Annotated in this window: 13 protein-coding genes; 3 read left to right on the top strand and 10 right to left on the bottom strand. The window is 71.1% G+C overall.

Annotated elements, in window-relative coordinates; all coding sequences use genetic code 11:
• Positions 1 to 59 precede the first annotated feature (59 nt).
• Entirely contained in the window at positions 60 to 497 is a 438-nt protein-coding gene (locus ACT3UF_RS03070; RefSeq protein WP_444605903.1) for a hypothetical protein, read from the bottom strand.
• Positions 498 to 609: 112 nt separating this feature from the next.
• Between ACT3UF_RS03070 and ACT3UF_RS03065 the strand changes: the two genes are divergently transcribed.
• Positions 610 to 891 carry a hypothetical protein gene (locus ACT3UF_RS03065; protein ID WP_442332804.1) on the top strand — a complete coding sequence of 94 codons (282 nt, stop codon included), beginning with the start codon at positions 610 to 612 and terminating at the stop codon, positions 889 to 891.
• Between the two features lie 150 nt (positions 892 to 1,041).
• Here ACT3UF_RS03065 and ACT3UF_RS03060 read toward each other — a convergent pair whose 3' ends face one another.
• From ACT3UF_RS03060 to ACT3UF_RS03040, 5 genes are all read right to left on the bottom strand, one after another.
• The gene (locus ACT3UF_RS03060) at positions 1,042 to 3,195 is read right to left on the bottom strand and encodes an acyltransferase family protein (RefSeq protein ID WP_444608005.1); all 2,154 of its coding nucleotides are present in this window, start codon (positions 3,193 to 3,195) and stop codon (positions 1,042 to 1,044) included.
• Between the two features lie 33 nt (positions 3,196 to 3,228).
• Complete coding sequence (locus ACT3UF_RS03055; RefSeq protein WP_442332802.1) at positions 3,229 to 4,548, bottom strand: M18 family aminopeptidase; 1,320 nt, start codon at positions 4,546 to 4,548, stop codon at positions 3,229 to 3,231.
• A complete protein-coding gene (locus tag ACT3UF_RS03050) occupies positions 4,545 to 6,560 on the bottom strand; it encodes a DUF6541 family protein (protein WP_442332801.1) in 2,016 nt (671 codons plus the stop codon). The genes ACT3UF_RS03055 and ACT3UF_RS03050 overlap by 4 nt, the downstream gene beginning before the upstream one ends.
• A 146-nt stretch (positions 6,561 to 6,706) precedes the next feature.
• On the bottom strand, positions 6,707 to 9,262 hold the full coding sequence (locus tag ACT3UF_RS03045) for an acyltransferase family protein (RefSeq protein ID WP_444608004.1): 2,556 nt from the start codon (positions 9,260 to 9,262) through the stop codon (positions 6,707 to 6,709).
• Positions 9,263 to 9,368: 106 nt separating this feature from the next.
• Positions 9,369 to 10,370 (bottom strand): hypothetical protein, encoded by a 1,002-nt coding sequence (locus ACT3UF_RS03040; protein ID WP_442331771.1) that lies wholly within the window; start codon positions 10,368 to 10,370, stop codon positions 9,369 to 9,371.
• Positions 10,371 to 10,559: 189 nt separating this feature from the next.
• Between ACT3UF_RS03040 and tgt the strand changes: the two genes are divergently transcribed.
• Both tgt and ACT3UF_RS03030 read left to right on the top strand, forming a co-directional pair.
• Entirely contained in the window at positions 10,560 to 11,870 is a 1,311-nt protein-coding gene (gene tgt / locus ACT3UF_RS03035) for a tRNA guanosine(34) transglycosylase Tgt (protein WP_442331786.1), read from the top strand.
• Between the two features lie 7 nt (positions 11,871 to 11,877).
• A complete protein-coding gene (locus tag ACT3UF_RS03030) occupies positions 11,878 to 13,632 on the top strand; it encodes a PQQ-binding-like beta-propeller repeat protein (protein WP_444599373.1) in 1,755 nt (584 codons plus the stop codon).
• 120 nt (positions 13,633 to 13,752) lie between these two features.
• On the opposite strand, the gene ACT3UF_RS03025 is transcribed toward ACT3UF_RS03030, so the two are convergent.
• The 4 genes from ACT3UF_RS03025 to ACT3UF_RS03010 form a co-directional block, all read right to left on the bottom strand.
• A complete protein-coding gene (locus ACT3UF_RS03025) occupies positions 13,753 to 14,457 on the bottom strand; it encodes a hypothetical protein (protein ID WP_442331772.1) in 705 nt (234 codons plus the stop codon).
• Positions 14,458 to 14,624: 167 nt separating this feature from the next.
• Entirely contained in the window at positions 14,625 to 15,362 is a 738-nt protein-coding gene (locus ACT3UF_RS03020) for a hypothetical protein (protein WP_442331773.1), read from the bottom strand.
• Between the two features lie 118 nt (positions 15,363 to 15,480).
• Complete coding sequence (locus ACT3UF_RS03015; protein ID WP_444599372.1) at positions 15,481 to 18,516, bottom strand: glycoside hydrolase family 2 TIM barrel-domain containing protein; 3,036 nt, start codon at positions 18,514 to 18,516, stop codon at positions 15,481 to 15,483.
• A gap of 121 nt (positions 18,517 to 18,637) precedes the next feature.
• Complete coding sequence (locus tag ACT3UF_RS03010; RefSeq protein ID WP_444608404.1) at positions 18,638 to 19,897, bottom strand: MFS transporter; 1,260 nt, start codon at positions 19,895 to 19,897, stop codon at positions 18,638 to 18,640.
• Positions 19,898 to 19,916 lie beyond the last annotated feature (19 nt).

Raw genomic sequence — 19,916 nt, 5'->3', positions numbered from 1 at the left:
GCCGTGAAGGCTGCGGGTCAGTGATCGCAGTGGGTGTGTGAGCGCCCTCGAACGACTGGTCACCGTCGGCGCCGGAACATCCGACGCCAGCCACGGGGCGAGGACACGGCACCGGACTCCTCTGCGGACTCCTCTGCGGGTTCCTCTGTGGGTACGTCCACGGGGGCCGCTGCGGGCGCCTGCTCAGGCGCGTCGAGCCTCTCCTCCGGCTCGAGTCGCAGGCCGTCCTCGTCGACCCAGACATCGGTCCAGCCGATGTCGGACTCATCGCGAGGGCTGTACTCGCGACGCGGGCCCAGCACCTCTCGGACGTCCTCGAGGTCGATCTCGGCAGGGGCCCGGACCTCTTCGCCGCGATGCGGCACCGGGCAGGTCCAGAAGTACGGACATCCGGGACAGCCGGCGGTCTCCTCGTCGGGAGCCGCCTCGCGCTGCATCTGGACGCCGTCCATCTGCTGCAGCATGCGCAGGCGCGACTCGAACGGATTGATCTCCATGGCCTGCTCAGCGTACTGCGCCGCACGACGGCGGTGCCGCGGGACCGGGCCGTCCCGGCGTAGAATCGAGGGTCAGGCGCCACTCCCACCGCGACGTTCCCAGGAGACACCGATGAGCACCCCGCAGCAGCGCGTCCACGACGCCACCCGCAGCCTGCTCGATCTGCTCGAGCACGGGGAGTCCCTCACCCCGGAGGCGATCGAACTGCGCGCCGAACTCGCCGAGGCCACGGCCGAGGCCGGCCATCTCGATGATGCGTACTACCAGGTCGAGGAGCTGCTCAAGGACGCCCAGCGCCACCACGGTCCCGACCATGAGGCCGTCACCCGATCACGGGCCGCGGTCGAGGCGGTCCGTGCGATCGGGATGAAGGCGCAGGCTCCGACGGACTGAGCCCGCGGGCTGCGGCACGCCTGGCGCGAGCCGCAGCGGGGGCCGCCCAGCGAGGCAGGGCCTGCGTGTGCGGCCCAGCGAGGCAGGGCCTGCGAGGGCGGCTGAGCGAGTGCGGCTCAGCGAGGGCGGCTCAGCGCGAGGCGCCCTGCCTCACCAGTCGAAGCCGTTTTCGCGCAGGCGGGCGTCGACCTCGCCCTGCATGGACTCCGCATAGGTGCCCGTGAGGTGGTCGTCGTCGATCGAGACCACCACGTTGCCGATCACCGGCGTGCAGATCCCGTCGGGGCAGACCAGGTCGTTGACCTCGAGCGGGGTGACGGAGCCGGGCAGGTCGGAGAGCAGCTGCGCATCGGGTCGCTCCTGCAGGAGCGGCTCGGCGAGCGGCGGGGCGCAGTCCGGATCCTCGAACCCCTTCTCCTGCGTGCACAGGGGAGGGTCGAAGGGCATCCGCGGCAGGTCCCGCACCGCGATCACGCGAGTCCCCGTGGCGGTGAGGTCGGGGAGCGTCCGCTCCATGCCCGGCATCACCGTCTCGGTGCCGTCGCGGTCCATGAAGGTGGTGTTCAGAGCGACCGCGTCCGGCTTCACCCGGTCGAGATAGGACTTCACCTCGGCGCTGAAGCCGTCGCAGGCCTCGATTCCGATCTCCGCGTCCGGGGTGTATGCGCAGCCGCCCTTCCACAGGGCGACCAGCGTCCAGCCCTCCTTCTTCGCGAGGGCGATGAGCGAGGCGCTGAACTGCTCGAGACGGGAATTGCCCACGCTGACGATGACCGGGGCGCCCTCCTTCCCGGGGACGATCCGGCACAGCTTCGTCAGGCGGGTGGTCTCGATGCCCTGCGGGGCGAGCTCGTCGGTGCAGCGCTCCTCCCCAGCGACCCAGTCCTTGCCGAGCAGTGCCGCGGTGGGCAGCGCCTCGGCATCAGGATTCGCATCGGGGTGGACGGTGAAGTCGGCATCGAGCACCCGGGCGCCTGGATTGTCCGCCACTGCGCGGGACTCGGCCTCTCGCTGCTGACCCAGCAGGTGCTGCTGGGCTGCGAGCATCGGGGCGAGGCCCACTGCCAGGCAGGTGAGCGCGACCAGCCCCGAGCGCCAGGCCTTCGCCGCAGCCCAGGGCCAGCGCCGGATCGGGGTGTCGACCACGCGGGTGAGCAGCCAGGCCAGCACCAGGGAGACGAGGATCAGCAGCATGCCCTCGAGCAGCCCCGCCCGCTCCTTCCCCGTGCGGGCCAGGAACAGGGCCAGCAGCGGCCAGTGCACCAGGTACAGGCCGTAGGAGATGTCGCCGAGCACCACCGCCGGCCGGGTAGACAGCACCGCATCCACGCTCAGCCGGTGCCCGGTGGTCCCGGAGCAGAGCACGAGCGCCGCGGCGGCCAGCGGCCAGGCGGCGATCCACCCGGGGAACGCGCCCTGCACGTCGATCAGCAGACCGCAGGAGACCAGCGCGACGATGCCCACCCAGCCCATCACCACCCGCGGCAGCACCGGGGCGGGTGTGGGCAGTCGATGCCGGGAGGCGTGCGCCGTGCGCCGCTCTCGCGCCCGTTGCTCCCACCACGGCAGCCCCAGCCCCAGCAGGGAACCGGCTGCGAACTCCCACAGCCGGGTGAAGGTGTCGAAGTAGGCGACCTGCTGCTGGGTCTGGGTGGAGTACACCGACCAGGCGAAGGACACCAGCAGGACCAGCGAGAAGACCACCGTCAGCACCCCGCGGGCGGACAGCCCCCGCCAGCGTGCGATCAGCACCGCGAACGCGATCAGCACCGGCCAGACCAGGAAGACCTGACCCTGGATGGACAGCGACCAGAAGTGCTGGAAGGCGGAGGCACCGGTGTCCTCGGCGGCGTAGTAGTCGACCCCGCGCTGGATCAGCACCCAGTTCTCCGCATGCATCAGGGAGCCGATCGCATCGGTGATGCCCGGCATCCAGCGATCCGGGGGCAGCAGCAGGTACACGCCGCCGAGGGTCGCGAGCGCCACCACCGCCGTCGGCGGCAGGAGTCGCTTGAAGGTGCGACCCCAGTAGGCGGCCGGTCTCATCGGCTCCCCGCGATCCACCTTCCGCACGAAGGTGCCCACCAGGAGGAAGGACGAGATGAACAGGAAGACGTCCACCCCACCGGATACCCGGTCGAAGAAGACGTGATAGAGCACCACCAAGCCGATCGCCAGCCCGCGCAGCCCGTGCAGCTCGGGCCGGAACCGACCGGCATGGGTCCCGGCGGCGGGCACGGAGCCGGTGCCGGGCACTGAGCCGGCATCAGGCACGGAGCCGGTGCCGGGCGCAGGGGTGTGCACAGGCGCGGTCGAGGACATCGGGGGGCGGGACCGTCAGCCGCGCAGGAAGGCGGCGCAGGCCTGCTGCAGCAGCAGCGGATCGGCGGTCGCGCACATCTCCCGTGCGGAGTGCATGGACAGCAGTGTGATGCCCACATCGATGGTGGTCATCCCGAGCCTGGTCGCGGTGATCGGTCCGATGGTCGAGCCGCACGGCATCGCGTTGTTCGAGACGAAATGCTGATGGGGCACCCCAGCACGCTCGCAGGCCGCAACGAAAGCTGCGATTCCGACCGCATCGGTCGCATACCGCTGCTGGGCGTTGATCTTGAGCATCGGCCCCTCGCCCAGTCGCGGCCGGGTCACCGGGTCATGACGCTCGGGGTAGTTCGGGTGGGCGGCGTGTCCGGCATCGGCCGAGAGGACCATCGAGGACGCCAGCACCTGGCGGCGGCTCGACTCGTCCCCGCCGAGCGCGGCGTGCACGCGCACCAGCACGTCCTCGAGGAAGGGACCGGCGGCGCCGGAGCGCGTGGCGGAGCCCACCTCCTCGTGGTCGTTGGCCACCAGCAGCGCGATCGGTGCCGGACCGGTCGCGGTCTCCGCACGGTCACCCCTGGCGACGGCGATCAGGGCCTCCACCTCGGCGTGCACCGAGCTGAGGTTGTCCAGCCGGCCCGAGGCGAGGAACTCCTCCTCGGCGCCGAACAGCGCCGGCGCCTGCGCGTCGACCGTGACCACGTCCATGCCCACGATGTCCCGGCGGGCCACGCCCGCATGGTGGGCGAGGATCTCCATCACGTCGGTCGGCGCGAAGCCGATGATCGGCTGCATATGACGCTGCGGGTCCAGCTGCAGGCCGTCCTTGTTCACCGCCCGGTCCAGGTGCACCGCGAGCTGCGGGACGCGCAGCAGGCGCGGGGTGTCCACCAGCACGGTGCTGCCGTCGGCCAGCGCGAGCCGACCGGCCATCCGCAGCTCACGGTCCAGCCACGAGTTCAGCAGCGGGCCGCCGTAGATCTCGACGCCCACCTGAGCGAGGGTCTCGGCACCGAGCTGCGGGTTCGGCTTGAGCTTCAGCGCGGGGGAGTCCGTGTGGGAGCCGACGATCCGGAAGGGGCTGGCGACCTCCGCACCCTCAGGGGCGGACCAGGCGATGAGCGAGCCGTCGCGCAGCACATAGCGGTCCCCGGCGACGTCCGCCGCATCCCAGGCGCGGGTCTCCACCAGCTCGGTGAAGCCGGTGGCCTCGAGGCGGCGGGCGGCCTCCCGTGCGGCGTGGAAGCTCGACGGGGCAGCGGTCACGAAGGCCCCGAGATCGAGGGCGGTGGCGCGGGCACGGGGCGAGGGAGCGGCGGCGGAGAAGGGAGTCACCCGTTCATTGAACCATCGGTGCCGCGGCAGGGGAGCAGGCGCAGCAGTTTCGCATCGCCCACCTGGAGCACCACCTCGGCGGCGCCGGTCTCGGAGATCTCGTTGAGGCCGGTGTAGGTGGCGGTGCGGTTGTGGATCTCCTGGGGGCCGAAGTCCAGCGCGTACTCGACGTTCAGGTCCTCCGCCGCGTCGCACACCTCCGGGATGGTCTGTGCATCGTCGAGCTCTGCGTTGAGCAGGTGCACCTCGGGCTCCGCCTGGAAGCCCATATAGATGTTGAGCACCTGCCGGTCCGAGATCGCGTAGGCGAGCGAGCTGCCGTTCCAGGCGTTGGTCGCGATCACGGCGTCCTCGGGGACCACCTCGGGCAGGAGCTCGAGCAGCTCTCGCTCGTCGTCGGTGAGCAGCACGCCGCTCCTCCAGTCCATCTCGAAGTAGTCCTCGTTGACCCGGGAGCCGGGGGAGAGGATGCCGAGCGCCAGCACGAGCAGCGCGGCGACGGCGACGGCGACGTGACCGGTCGGCCCGGCGAATCGCGGCAGGTGCTGCCCGGCCCAGCGCTGGAGGGACTCGATGCCCAGAGCGAGCACCGGGATCGCGGCGACCGCGATGATCGCTGTGACGCGGTTGTTGTCCGTGTACCAGTTCCCGAAGAGGAGGTAGCGGAGGTCGCCCACCGGGGTGCTGCGGGTGAGCACGGACATCGCCGTGGCGACCAGCCAGGGCGCCAGCAACCAGCGGGAGCGGGACAGCAGCAGCACTGCGACCGCGCAGCCCAGCATCACCAGGCCCAGCGGGAGGAAGGTGGGGGTGGCGTTGGGAGCCAGCGAGATCGCCTGTCCGAGCGCTTCCTGCAGCGAGGCGTTCGGCTTCCAGACCGCCGAGTCCCTCGAGGGCCGGAACTGGATCCACACCGCGGCGGAGCTGGCGAGCGCCACGACCGTGAGTGTCGCGAGCGGCCAGAGTCGATGGCCTGCAGGCAGGCGCGGGGAGAAGCGTTCGCGCGCTCGCGCGAGGGTCCCCCAGACCAGGATCGGCAGGCCCAGGACCATGCCGACGAAGACCCCCTGCGGGTGGGCGAGCGCGACGGCGCCGCAGACCACGGGCAGCAGCACCGTGAGTTGGAGGCCGGTCAGACGCTGTCCGCTGCGCGGGACGAGGCCCGCGAGGTGGCTGACCAGGATCACCACCAGCGGCATCATCGACATGGAGAGGAAGTAGGGCAGCACGATGCCCCAATACATGAGAGTCAGCGGGAAGGCACCAGTGACGCCGGCGAGGATGCCCGCGGCCATCCAGCCGACGGGTCCCGCGGTGGTGCAGGTGCGCATCAGGGTCACGAGCCCCACCGGCCACAGCACCACGGCGAGCAGCAGCATCACCACATTGGAGGCGAGGATGATGTCCTGACCGGAGACCTGCGTGACGAGGCTGACCACCTGGTGCCAGATCGCCGGGTAGTACTTCTCGTTCCCGGGCAGCGTGGTCATCCCGCCGACGACCCAGGCGGAGCCATCCCCGGCGCGCAGGATGTGGCGTACGGCGTTGAGGTGGAAGACGTTGTCGTAGGTCTGGCTGAGGGAATGTATCCCACCCATCATCGGGAGCACACGCGCCAGCAGGATGCCGCCTCCGATCACCAGACCGGCGAGGACCGCGGCCGTGCTCCCGCGCCGAGTCGCCAGGAAGCCGCCCGCGGGGAGCGGGGGCGACCCGTCCTCTGCGGGGATGGTCGTCTGCTCCGAGGCCGCAGCGCGGGCCTGACGGCGTCCCAGCGGCCACAGCGCACCGCCCACCAGCAGCCCGAGCACGAGCGGGGAGAGGACCATCCAGGGGATCCCGAGCACATGCCCGGCCTCCGCGGCGACGGTGACCATCAGCAGCGAGACCGGGATCGCTGCGGCGACCGCGGTCAGCGGCCGCAGGCGCAGCGCCAGCACCGTCGGCAGACCGGGAGCGCCGAGCACCAGCAGCGCCGCTCCCAGAGTCGCGAGGATCTTCAGGACGTCCACCGGGGTGCACCTGCTTCCTTCTCGAGCGGGTACGAGCGCCCCGGGGTCGGGCACATGCTAGTCCGCGCACCTGCCGTCGACGTCCGGGACGGCCCACGACGGCCCACGACGGTCCGTTGCCGGTCCCGATCTGGCTCGCGCCCGGCTCAGACCGCTGCGGCCTCGAGTTCACGTGTCACGGCGGGAGCAAGCGTCTGTTCGACGAAGAGCCTGGTCAGATGGTTGTCATCCATGTACACGAAGGTGTCTCCGAGCACCGGCGCGCAGCGGCCGTCAGGGCAGATCAGCGGTGAGAGATCGAGCAGGGTCACGGACGCGTCCGGGCCGCTGAGCGCTGCGAGCGGAGCGGCAGGGCTCTCCGGAGCGAGCTTGTCCTCGACATCGGCGCCGCAGGCGGCATCGGCATCGGCCGGGGTGTCGCCGCGATCGATCACCGCCTCCGCGCACTGGTACTGATCCTGCTCCCAGCGCGGGGTGTCGCGGACGGCGATCACCTCGATGCCGCGGTCCAGGATCATCTGGAGCGCCCCGTCGGTGCCCTCGGGGAGGGATTCGGACGGGGCATCGGGGGCGGCCTCGGTAACCGTGGTCATGACCGTCTCGGGGTTCACCGCATCGAGGTACTCCAGCACGTACTCGTCGTAGCCCTCGCAGTAGGTCCACCGCTCGGTCCCGGCGAGATAGGAGCAGCCGTCCATCGTCAGGTTCACGACCTGGGCACCGCGGGCCTGGGCGAGGGGCAGCACGGCGGGGATGAACTGGCGGGAGTGCGAGCTGCCCACCACCACGATGGTCTCCGTCGCCTCCGCATCCCCCGGCAGCAGCTGCTGGCAGTTCACATGGCGGAAACCGCGCTCGGGCGCCCAGGGACCGCCGCAGCGCTCCGGCAGGTCGGGCCACTGATTCCCGAGCTGCCAGCCGTAGGGCTGCACATCCGGCGGGGCCACGGTGGCGACCTCGTCGGTCGCGAGGCTCGGCCCCTCGGCCACCGGCGGCTGGGGCTGGTCGCGGTGCAGGAACATCCACCAACCGCCGGCCGCGCCGGCGACCAGCGCGAAGCTCAGGGCGATCGCGGTCAGCGCCCGCCAGGGCTTCGCCTCGAGCCAGCGGGAACGACGCACCGGTGCGTCCACCGCCCGGGTCACCAGCCAGGCCAGCAGCATGGAGCCGGTCAGCACCACCAGGCCGTCCAGGAGCCCGGCGCGCTCCTGCCCGCTGTGGTGCAGCCAGATCACCAGGATGGGCCAGTGCACGAGGTACAGCGCGTAGGAGATGTCGCCGATGAAGGCGGCAGGACGAGTGGACAGCACCGCATCCACTCCCCAGCGGCGGCCTGAATGTCCGGCGACGACCACCGCGCCCGCGGCGGCCAGCGGCCAGATCGCGATCCAGCCCGGGAAGATCGTCGAGACGTCCAGCAGCACACCGCAGGCCAGCAGTCCCGCGACGCCCAGCCAGCCGGTCAGTGCGCGCAGGGTCCGATGGCGAGGTGCCAGGCCGTCCTCCGGCCGCCGCGCCCCGGTGAGCCGGTCCAGCACCGGCAGGGCGAGGGCCAGCAGGGATCCTGCGGCGAACTCCCACAGCCGGGCCGCGGTGTCGAAGTAGGCGATCTGCTGCTGACTCTGGGTGGAGATGATGGACCAGGTCAGGGAGGCGGCCCCGATCAGCGCGATGATCGCGATCAGGGGGCGGCGCACCGGCTTTCCGGCTCGAGCACGCCGCGCCACCAGCAAAAACAGCAGCGGCCAGACTACGAAGGCCTGCCCCTGCACGCTGAGGGACCAGAAGTGCTGCAGCGGAGAGGCGGCGCCGGCGTCGCGGGCGTGGTAATCGACCTGCAGCAGCACCAGCAGGAGGTTCTGCACGTACGCCGCCGAGGCCACCGCCTCCTGCATGATCGTCTGCCACATCGAGGCGGGCAGGAAGGCGGCCGTCCCCGCGAGGACCAGCAGTATCGTCACTGCCGAGGGCGGCAGCAGCCGTTTGAAGGTGTGCAGCCAGTAGCGGGGCACGCCGAGCGGGCGGCCGTTCTCCAGCCGGCGCAAGAAGGTGCCGGTGAGGAAGAAGGCCGAGAGGAACAGGAAGACGTCCACTCCGCCCGAGACCCGGCCGAGCCAGATGTGGTAGACCGCGACCAGCCCGAGCGCCACCGCACGCAGGCCGTGCAGCTCGCGCCGGAAGGCGGGCCGGGAGTCGGAGGGAGCAGAGGGAGCGGTGGGCGAGGGCTCCGTGCCGGCTTCTGCGGCAGGGCCGACGGGGGAGGGCTGCGGGATGCGGGAGCGGCTCGCCTCGCCGCGCGGCCGCCAGGTCCCGGAGACGGAGTCGCTCGTGGACCAGGCGTCCTCCGCCTCCCGTTCGGCGTGCAGCTCGGCCGGGCCCTGCAGCCAGTCCCCGAGGGACGAGGTCGCCGAAGGCAGCGGACCCGCGATCCAGGCCGAAAGGTCCGAACGGGGGAGGGATGCGGCGTGTTCCGGTGCAGGAGGTGGCGCTGGTGCGCTGTCCGGCTCGATGCTCGGATCCTGCGTCCAGGCCTCGAGGGGCGCCGCGGCCGGCTCGTCCTCGAGATGGGCGGGCTGCTCCCAGGCGCTGGCTGCATCACGCTGCCGTGCCTGCTCATCGGCGTCGTGCGCAGGTGTGCCGCGCCCACCATGCCGAGGGTGCGGCGGATCGTTGGGCGAGCTGATCGCGATCCCCTTCCGCACGGCCGGTGGCCACCACTGCCGCGGACAGGCGGTTTCCCGATCCCGGCGCTGCGGTGGATCCTAGTGGATACGGCCGGAAGTGATCACGCCTCAGCTTTCTTGCGCCTCAGCTCCTGGGGATCTGCGAGCGCCGTGCCAGCAGCACGATCACCACCACCGACGTCGCCGCCAGCAGCAGGGTCCCGAGGACATCGACCATCCCGGCGACGGGGGTGAACCAGTCGCCGCCGGCCGCGGCCCCGCTCAGCATCTGGAATACGAAGGCGCGTATCAGCACGACGGTGAGCAGCTGCGTGACCCAGTAGGCGATGAACCCTGCCCAGAGGACCTTGCGCGTCCGTCCGGCGGTGAGCGCGAGCAGCAGACCCATCGTGAGGACGAGCAGCGCGGCCAGCAGCCCCTTCGCGACGGTGAGCAGCGAGTGGAGAGCCTGCAGGACCTCCCAGTCGAGGGCTGCCCACTGGGGGCCCAGGTTCTGCAGAGGCACGATCCCCGCGAGGAGCAGCGCCGTGATCAGCAGCACCACGGCGACCGGCACAGGGCCCACTGGGATTCGGTGGGTCTGTTCCGCCCGGTGCGGGCGCCTCAACAGCAACAGCGCGAGCATGCCGATGATGGCGGTGAGCAGCATCGTGCCGCCGCTGGTGAACAGGTTGCCGATCGCAGTGCGCAGGCCGTATCCGACGGCGGTGTCATCGCCCACCCCGAGCATCCGCAGGAACAGGGCCAGCAGCTGACCCGCCGGAAACACCAGCGCCGAGAGCACCAGCAGACCCAGCATGAGCAGTGGCTGACGCGAGAGGCGCCTTTCGTCAACGCGGGCGTTGCCGGAGGCGGCGAGGAGCCACAGCACCGAGGCGCTGAAAGCCAGGCTGACCGGGACCATGACCAGGTAGAAGCCCTGGACCACGTACTGCATGGCCTCGAACGGGCCCTGCAGAGGCAGGAGCAGCAGCTCGATCACACCGGTGAGGATCACTGCCCCGGCCAGCACTGTGACAGCGAGGGCGGGTTGGCGCAGCGGCGCCTCGGCACGCCCGCCAGTGCGGACCCCGACGGGCGGGGCACCTGGGGTGGGAGTGGACGGCACGGAAGCGGGCTGGGTCATCACAGATGTCCTGGAGTGAGAAGGCCTGGAGTGAGAAGGCGGGGTGCGGTCGATCCTAGAGCGATGGTGGCGCGGGGGCGGCCGATCGGGGACGCGGAGTCGGGAGCCGGGAGCTGTAAAGGGTCGTGGGATCATGGAGCGGTGACCTCTCCCAGTGCCGATCCGACTGCCGCGCCCATCCCTGCCGCGCTGAATCCGACCGCGTCGACCCCCGCCGCGTCGATATCCGCAGCGTCGATCCCCGCAGCGCCATTTCCCGCTGACAGCGGATTCGAGATCATCGCCCGCCACGGGGAGAAGGCGCGCGCCGGGGTGCTCACCACCCCGCACGGACAGATCCAGACCCCGGCCTTCATCCCGGTGGGCACCAAGGCCACGGTCAAAGCAGTGCTGCCGGAGTCGATGAGCGACCTGGGAGCGCAGGCACTGCTCGCGAACGCCTATCACCTCTACCTCCAGCCCGGCCACGACCTGGTCGACGAGGCCGGCGGCCTGGGCGCCTTCATGAACTGGCCCGGCCCCACCTACACCGACTCCGGCGGCTTCCAGGTGATGAGCCTCGGGGCCGGCTTCAAGAAGGTCCTCTCGAGCGAGTTCTCCGGCGGCGAGAAGGCCCGGACCTCCTCAGGGGAGGACGACGCGGTCGCCGAGGGCAAGGAGCGGCTCGCCCACGTCGACGACGACGGGGTCACCTTCCGCTCCTTCATCAATGGCGATGAGCATCGCTTCACCCCCGAGATCTCGATGCAGATCCAGCACGGGCTGGGGGCCGACATCATGTTCGCCTTCGATGAGCTGACAACGCTGATGAACTCCCGCGGCTACCAGGAGCAGGCGCTCGAGCGCACCCGGCTGTGGGCGATCCGCTGCCTCGCCGAGCACGCCCGCCTCACCGCGGAGCGCACCCACCGCCCCTACCAGCAGCTGTGGGGCGTGATCCAGGGCGCCCAGTACGAGGATCTGCGCCGCCAGGCCTCCCGCGATCTGGGAGCGATGGACGTGGAGGGTTGGTCCTTCGACGGCTTCGGCATCGGCGGGGCGCTCGAGAAGGAGAACCTGGGCACGATCGTGGGATGGGTGACCGATGAGCTTCCCGAGGCGAAGCCGCGCCACCTGCTGGGCATCAGCGAGGTCGATGACCTCTTCGTCGCGATCGCCGCGGGGGCCGACACCTTCGACTGCGTCTCCCCGTCCCGGGTGGCTCGCAACAGCGCCGTCTACACGCGCACCGGTCGGGTGAACCTCACCGGTGCGAAGTATCGCCGCCAGTTCGCCCCGATCGACGAGGGCTGCGACTGCTACACCTGCACCCACTACACCGCCGCCTACGTCCATCACCTGTTCCGGGCCAAGGAGATGCTCTCCTCGACCCTGTGCACGATCCACAACGAACGCTTCGTGGTGCGCCTGGTGGACCGGATCCGCGACTCCCTGCGCACCGGTGACTTCGACGCCCTGCGGGAGGAGACCACCGGCGCCTACTACGGCTCACCCCGGTGAGCGGCCGATGAGCGAGCAGTCGCCCTGGGCGCCGCAGCCTGACCCCGAAGTACCCGACCCCGAAGAGCCCGGCGCGCTGGCGGCCGGTGCCACGGCCACAGACGGCGCAGCGACAGACGAGGACCCGGGGGCAGACGGCGCCACCGGGACAGCTGACGCGGCGCCAGGCGAGCGCCCGGGCGCAGACGACGCCACGGGGACAGCTGGCGCGGCGCCAGGCGAGCGCCCGGAGATCGACACAGCGACAGCCCTCGGGGCTGCAGTGTTGCTGCTCGCCGTCGCGGGGATCTGTGCACTGCTCGGGGAGCACTTCCTGCTGGGCGTGCTGCGCCTGGCGGCGGGCGTCCTCGCCGGGCTGGGGGTCGGCGCGGCGCTGCTCGCCCTGGTCGGGAACCGCCTCCGACGCCGCTCGCGGGTCCTGCTCGCCGGTGGCGTGGCAGCGGCCCTGATGCTCGCCCTGACCGTCCCGGCCGTGCTTGCCACCCGGCTGGATCCGCTCTCGGAACAGGCCCTGGTCACCGCCGAGGCCGTCGCTGACGGCGACACCGTGCATTCCCTGCCGGAGCCCGGCACACCCGTGCTGGTGCGCCGAGCGGACGGTGGTGCCCAACTGCTGGACGGGACCGGATCTCGCAGCCTTGAGGCGCTCCCCGAGGACGTGCTCGCCCTCTCCGCCGACGGCACCCGACTGGTCCGCGCCACCGGGACCGGCACCGAGGTGATCCTGCTGGACCCCACGGCCTCCGCTCCGGACGGAGGCTTCCCCGCACAGACCTTCGAGGGCACCCCGCTCGCTCTGGCCGGCGACCTGCTCGTGCTGCGCCACTGCACGGAGGGCACTTGCCGGCTCAGCGGCTATGACCTCACCGACCCCGCGGCTCCGCTGTGGACCCTCCTGGACGCCGAACAGACCCGCGGTGTCGATCCGCTCGGTGTGGAGGTGGCCGCCCGGCCCGACGCACAGCCTGGTCTGCTGGACGCTGCACGCGCCACGGGAGTGCTCCCGGCGGTGCCGCTGCGCTTCGATCCCGCCCAGGGCTGGGTCCAGCTCGACCCCGCCACGGGGTTCCCCGTCGGCCGCATCCTGGTGGCTCCCGAGGAGGACTGCCGCATCTCCGCGACCGGGCCGTCGCCGCATCCGCAGGACCCGCTGCGCGAGGTGCCGCTGGTGCTCGCCGTCTGCTCCGGAGAGGACGGTGCGCTGACCGCAACCGCCCACCAGGACGGCACGGTGCTGTGGGAGTCGGCGCCGTCCCCGGCTGGTGACTGGTCGGTGCGGATCGACCAGGGGAGGGTGCTGGCCACCGGCACCGAGGCGGGCACCGAGACCGCCGGAGAGATCGTCGCCTCCGAGCAGCGAGCGGAGTGGACCGCTCCCGGGGCCGAGGGTGTGGCCCAGGCAGAGGCGTTCACCTCCCGGATCGGCATCGATGGGCGAGCGATGGTCGTCGCCAACGCGAGCGGGCAGCTGGTCGCCTATGAGACCGCCACCGGGGCGAACATCTGGACCCTGCCGCTCAGCTCCCCGGACGCGACGGTGAGCGGACGTCTCTCGGCGGGCACCGCGGTGGTGCTGGACCCGGTGGCGCGCACGTCACCGCTGGACCCGCGCGGAGCGCAGCGGCTGCGAGTGATCGACACGGAGACCGGCGAGGTCACCGCCGAGGCGATCATCGACGGGGACGTCGGCCCCGTGCGCCCCGTCGGCGGCGGCAGAGCGCTGGTCACCGTGGACGGGGAGAGCCTGCGGTTCGGGTCCTGAACCCGGACCGTTGACCCGGTCCGTGGACACGGTTCGTGAACCCGAGCCCGGGCCCTGAACCCGAGCCCAGTCCGGAGCCCGCCCGCCGCAGCGACGTGACCGCCGCCGAGCTATCGACCCTCAGGCGGAGAGCTTCTTCGCCGCGGTGCTGTGGACGAAGAAGGAACCGAGCCCGATGATCGCGATGATGAGGAGGTTGCGCAGCACATCGACCGCCGCCGCGATGCGGTAGCCGTTGCCCGTGAGCTCGCCGGTATCAGCGTCGGCCATGCCGGACGCGAGGAGGACCACTGCCACGATCACGGTGACGATCCAGTAGAGGACGACGGACGCCGGGACCGCGACGGCAACCATGATCCCGCCGGTCCGGGCCTTGCCGCGACCCATCACCGCAGCGATGATCGCCAGGACGAACAGGATGAGGCCCACGGCGTGACTGGCAATGGTCAGCACGAGGGAGGTGAGCCCCGCACCGATTCCGAGCGCGCCCATCTCGCCACCGGCATCGGTGGCGGCGACCTCATCCGCTCCGATGAAGGAGGCCAGGTTGATGCCGAGGCGGATCAGCAGCAGCAGGGCCGTCCCGATCAGCAGGATCAGGCCGAGCAGCTTCACCCGGCGCCAGTTGACCCCGTCACCGGGCCCGAACTGCGGATCGGTGCCCATGCCGCCCTGGCCTGCGCTGCCCGGGTAGCCACCCGGCACCGGGGCGGGTGAGGCCTGACCCCACTGCGGCTGCTGCTCCCACTGCGGCTGCTGTCCTTGCTGCCCCCACTGGCCCTGCTGGCCCTGCTGGCCGAACTCCGGTCCGTATCCCTGAGTCATGCGTCTCTCCCTGCGCTGCGCCGGAGCATCGCCAGCCGGCGACCTCTCGTGGTGCGCACCAGCGTATCGGCAGGTGCGACGGCCAGAGCACCGCGGAGTGGCCGCACGTGAGACGCCCCGGACCTCTCAGAGATCCGGGGCGTCTGCCATGCGTGGAGCTGGAGCGGTCAGGCGTTCTGCTTCGCCCAGCGACGAGACATCAGGGCGCCGACGATCAGGACGGCGAAGACGATCAGCACTCGGATGATCTCGGCGACCAGATACACGAGGGACATCAGGCCCACTGTGGAGATGTCGGTCGACGTGGCGAGGACCGCGATGAGGATCACTCTGAGGATCCAGTACGCGATCACGGAGAGGATCACGGTGGCGATGATGATGATCGCGCCCGTCCGGCCACGGCCGGAGGCCTTGACGATCACCATCACGGCGAGGACCAGCAGAGCCAGGGTGACCAGGCCGTTCACCAGCAGGAGCAGGAGGCCCAGGAGGCCACCGGCACCCTCGAGGCCGGCCGAGCCCGAGGCGCCGCCGGCGAACTGGACGGCGAAGACGATCACGTTGCCGATCAGGCGCACCGCGATCACCGCGAGAGTCGCGTAGAACATCCACTGGATCAGCTTGGCGACCGTCGACGCCGGACCTGCCGAACCTGCCGGACTTGCGGAGCCGAAGGCACCCGGCGCTCCTGCTGCGCCGGGATAGCCCGCACCCGGGTAGGCGCCCGGCGCACCGGTGGGCGCTCCGGTGGGCGAGGCCTGTCCCCACTGCGGCGGCGCGGGCGGGGCCTGCTCGGGAGCCCCCCACTGCGGCTGCTGCTGAGGCTGCGGTGCGGGCGGCGGATTCTGCCCGGCCTGCCCCCACTGCCCCTGCTGTCCGTGGCCCGGTCCATACCCCTGAGTCATGCGTCTCCCTCGATGCTGCATCGTCGCGACGTCACGGCGACGCCCCTCCCAGGCTATCGCCCGCCCCCGTGGGGAGGCGGTGGCCAGGTGACAGCGGGGTTGCGGAGTGGTGGCGATCTCAGGCAGGCACAGGGGCCAGGCGGAACCGGAAGCTCTCCTCTCGGGCGGAGAGCACGTACTGCGGCAGCGGCTCCGGACCGCAGGCCGCCGATCCCACGCCATGCAGCGACGCGGAGAGCGTCACCCAGGTGCGGCCGTCGGGACGCAGCGCCCCGTCGTGCGCCCGAGCATCGAGCTCGGCACTGGACCAGGGACGCACCGCCAGCCCGAGGCCGTCCGGGGCGTGCAGCTCGAGCCCCTGCGGGCCCCCGCTCAGCGTTGCGCGGACCACCCCGGCCCGGTTCCCGTTCTCCTGCGGGAACACGTACGGCACCTGCAGATCCTCGACCGAGGAGGCCCAGCGGCCGAAGGTGGTGCCGCCGCCGGTATCCGGATAGGACTCCTGCGGGCCGTAGCCCTCGTATTCCACCTGGTCGGGGGCCGAGGGCAGGGCGAAGGTCCAGCCGATGCGCGGCAGCGGCAGATCGCCCGGCCAGAACGACGAGGGCGAGACCGTCACGTCCACGTCGAGGCCGTCCGCATCGCCGCGCCAGCGCTCGGTGACGTCGGCCCCGAGCGCCGAGCCGTCCAGCCCGATCCGGCTGCGCACCCGCAGCGTCTCGCCGTCGTCCGGGTCCGCGGAGATGTCGACCAGGCGGCGCCGTGCGACATCGAGGCCGATCCGCTTCCAGCGGGCCTCGAGCGGGGCGCGGGTGCGGGCACGCTCGTTGTCCACCGGCGCGCGGTACAGATCCACCCCCGCGTGCTCGATCTCCAGCGCGCCGAGCGCCACCAGCCGCCCCAGATCATCGAAGCGGGCCGGCCCGAGAGACCAGGAGCCGTCCGCATGCCGCTGCGGGGAGACACTCGCGGCGGCCGACGGGCTGGTCGCAGTGCGCAGGCGCTCGACGTCCCCGCGCAGCCGTTCGGTGTCGACGTGATCCGCGGAGACGATCAGGTGCCCGGCCGGGACCGGACCCTGCGCCTCGCGCGTGCTGAGCCGCACCGTGGTGCTCGCCCCGTCGTGCTCCGGAAGCGGCACCTCGGTGCTCTCACCGGGCGCGATCTGCGGCAGCTCGAGCTCCTGCCAGCTCGCCTGGGCATCCAGCGACACCTCGGCGCGCAGGGGGGAGAGATCCGAGAAGGCATACCGGTTGGTGATCCGCACGTTCCCGGGGGAGACCTCGAGGCCGACGGGGGAGTAGTGGTGCTTGGCATCGAGCAGGGCCGGGGAGGGAGTGCGATCAGGCAGCACCAGCCCGTCGGCCACGAAGTTCGAATCGTGCAGGCGCTCGCCGAAGTCGCCGCCGTAGCCGTAGATCTCATTGCCTTCGGCGTCGGTGGTCGTCAGGCCGTGATCGATCCACTCCCAGATGAAGCCGCCGTGCAGCGCCGGGTAGCGCTCGGTGAGCTCCATGTACTCCTTGAGCGAGCCCGCGCCGTTGCCCATCGCGTGGGCGTACTCGATCCACAGGAAGGGCTTCGTGAGTGCTGGCGGATTCGCGAAATAGCCGTCCGGGACGTCCAGTGCGAAGCTCCGCAGCATCGAGGTGAGCTTGTCCTGGTACTTGCTGGACAGCTCCCGCTGCCCGATCTGCTCGGACTCCTCGATGGAGGAATACATCAGCGAGAACACGTCCACGTACTCCGCGGCATAGTCCTGCTCGTAGATCACCGGACGGGTCGCGTCGGTCTCCCGCACCGCCGCGACCATCGCCTCGGTGACCGGGCCGCTGGCCGCTTCATTGCCGATCGACCACATGATGATCGAGGCGTGATTGCGGTCGCGGCGCACGAACCGCTCCGAGCGCTCCACGAGGGACTCCTCGAACAGCGGGTTCTGGGCCGGGCCCTCGGCTGCGCCGGTGCCGTCCTCGCCCCAGGTGGAATCGGCGTGGAAGCCGTGGGTCTCGAAGTCGCCCTCGCAGATCACGTACAGCCCCGCCTCGTCGCACACCTCGAGGAATCGCTGGTGGGGCGGGTAGTGGGAGGTGCGGACGGCGTTGAGGTTGTGCTGCTTCATGAGCGCCACGTCGAGATCCTGGTTCTCCAGCTGCTGGGCGCGGCCGACGAGCGGATCCGCCTCGTGACGGTTCACGCCGCGGAAGACGATCCGCTCACCGTTGACGCGGAAGATCTCCCCGTCCACCTCGACCCGGCGGAAGCCGACGCGCAGGGAGATGGTCTCCGTGTCGGTGCGCACGGTGGCGTCGTAGAGGTGAGGATCCTCGGCAGACCAGGGCCGCACCTTCCCGAGGCTGAGGGGATCCACGCCGGTGGAGGCGGAGTGCTTGAGTGCGGGGACCTCGATCCTCGCCACGACCTCCTGGCCGTCCGCGTCGTAGGCGGTCGCGCTCAGGGTGCCCCGGCCGGTCTCCGGATCGAAGTCCGCGACCGTGACCAGGTCATGGATCCCGCCGACGGGGCGGAGCAGCAGGTCCACGCTGCGGAAGATGCCGGAGGCCCACCACATGTCCTGGTCCTCGACGTAGGTGTTCACCGACCACTGCACCACGCGGACCTCCAGGCGATGCTCGCGGTGATCGCCCTGCTCAGCGGGGGAGGAGAGGGCCTCGGTGACATCGAACTCCTGGGTGAGGCGGGAGCCGGCGGTCACGCCGATCTCGACGCCGTCGATCCAGACCTTCGCCGCGGAGTCCACGCCCTGGAAGCGCAGCAGCACGCGTGCGCCGGCGGCCAGCTGCTCGGCCCAGTCGGCGGGGACGGTAAGCGGGCGCGAGTAGTGCCCGGTGGGGTTCTCGTCCGGCACATGCGGGATCTCCCGCGGGATCGGGTAGATGACGTTGGTGTACTGCGGGGCGCCGTGGCCCTGCAGCTGCCACAGACCCGGCACCTCGATCTCGGTGGGCTCGCCGAGACCCGAGCCGTCCGCCCGGGTGCCGTAGCGGAAATCCCAGGTCCCGTCGAGGCTCAGCTCGGGGGCGTCGGTGTGCAGATGGGCGCGGCCGCGCAGTCGTTTCCGGCCCGCAGGCAGCTCCTCCCACCAGCGGTCGGTGCGGACGGAGCTGTTGGTGGAGGGCAGCGGGGTGCTCATCGGTGAGGCGTCTCCTGGTCTCGAGGCCTGTCGGCGAGTGGCAGACCGGGTTCGTGAACGTTCACGAGGAAGTGTACTCCCGGGGTGGGCAGTCGAGTGGGCTGAGCAGAGTTCGAGGGCTTCAGCCCGGTTCTTCGGCTGCAGCTGGCGGGGACCAGTGCCGGATCCAAGTGGCGGGAAGGCAGGCGAGGGCGGCGATGGCGGCCGCGACCAGCAGTGCCGCTGCCGGTGAGGTCGCCGCGATCAGCAGGCCGCCGAGTACGCTCGCCACCGGCATCACGCCGATCGTGAGCAACCGGATCGCGGCGAACGCCCTGCCCAGCTGCTGCTGCGGGATCAGGCGCGCCGGCACGTCAGAGCCGACGATCATCGATGCCGTCGCGCATGCTGCGACCATCAGCTCGCCGGCCCCGATCAGTACCGCCTGCCCAGCCGGCGCCAGCAGGGCGGCGGGGGCCACCAAACTGCTGAGCGCGACGCCTCCCGTGGTCAACAGCTTCGCGGAGCCGGTGGCAAGGCGTCTGAGCAGCGGTGCAGAGCCGATGGCGCCGAGGAGCGCGCCGAACGCCCCAGCGGCGGTGAACAGGGCGACCGTCGATACAGATAGTCCCAAGGTCTCCAGCGCGAAGAGCACCAGGGCGGTGCCCGAGACCATGGCCGCGGCATTCAGGAGCGAGGTGGCCAGAGTGAGGTGGGCCAGGCCGTAGGTGGTCAGCACCCGGCGCACCGTCCACGCCGACCGCGAAGCCGCGGGCGCCGCCGTCGGCGTCGCGCTGTCGGACGGCGGGGCGTCCATCGTCTCGGGATTCGCGGTCGGCGGTGCGTCGTGCACTGCCGAACGCGGCAGGGTGGCGAGCGTGACCAGGCTGAGCAGATACGCGATCGCCGCGAGGCCCAGCGCTATCGCGGGGGCCGCCAGGCGCAGCAGCGCGGAGACCGCCGCCGGGCTCGAGACGCGGGTGACCGCGCTGACCGTCTCGATGCGCCGGTAGCAGTCAGCCGTGCGATCGCGACCGACGACCGCAGGGACCATCGCGCTGTGCCCAGTGGTGAACAGCGCATCGCCCAGCCCGATCGCTGCGGCCAGGAGGAGCAGTACGAGCACCGAGAGCTGGCCCGTGGCCAGCAGCAGGATCAGGACGCTCACGGTGAGGACCCGGAGGCTGTTGCCGAGCATCACCGCACGCCGATGACCGAGAGCATCGACCGAGGCGCCGATCTGGCGGTGCGCGAACAGGTACCAGAGGAATGGGAGAGCGTTCAGCAGCCCCAGCAGTCCGCCGCCGACAGAGAGTGTTGTCACCGCGATCAACGGCAACAGGGTGCGGATCGCGTCATCGCCCGTGGACTCGCCGAGAGTGGCGATCAGGATCCGGCGCATGGTCACCGTCGCTTCCGGT

The organism is Brachybacterium sp. AOP24-D1-21, assembly GCF_052378665.1.
Classification (GTDB): domain Bacteria; phylum Actinomycetota; class Actinomycetes; order Actinomycetales; family Dermabacteraceae; genus Brachybacterium.
This window is presented reverse-complemented; position numbering and strand designations above follow the sequence as displayed.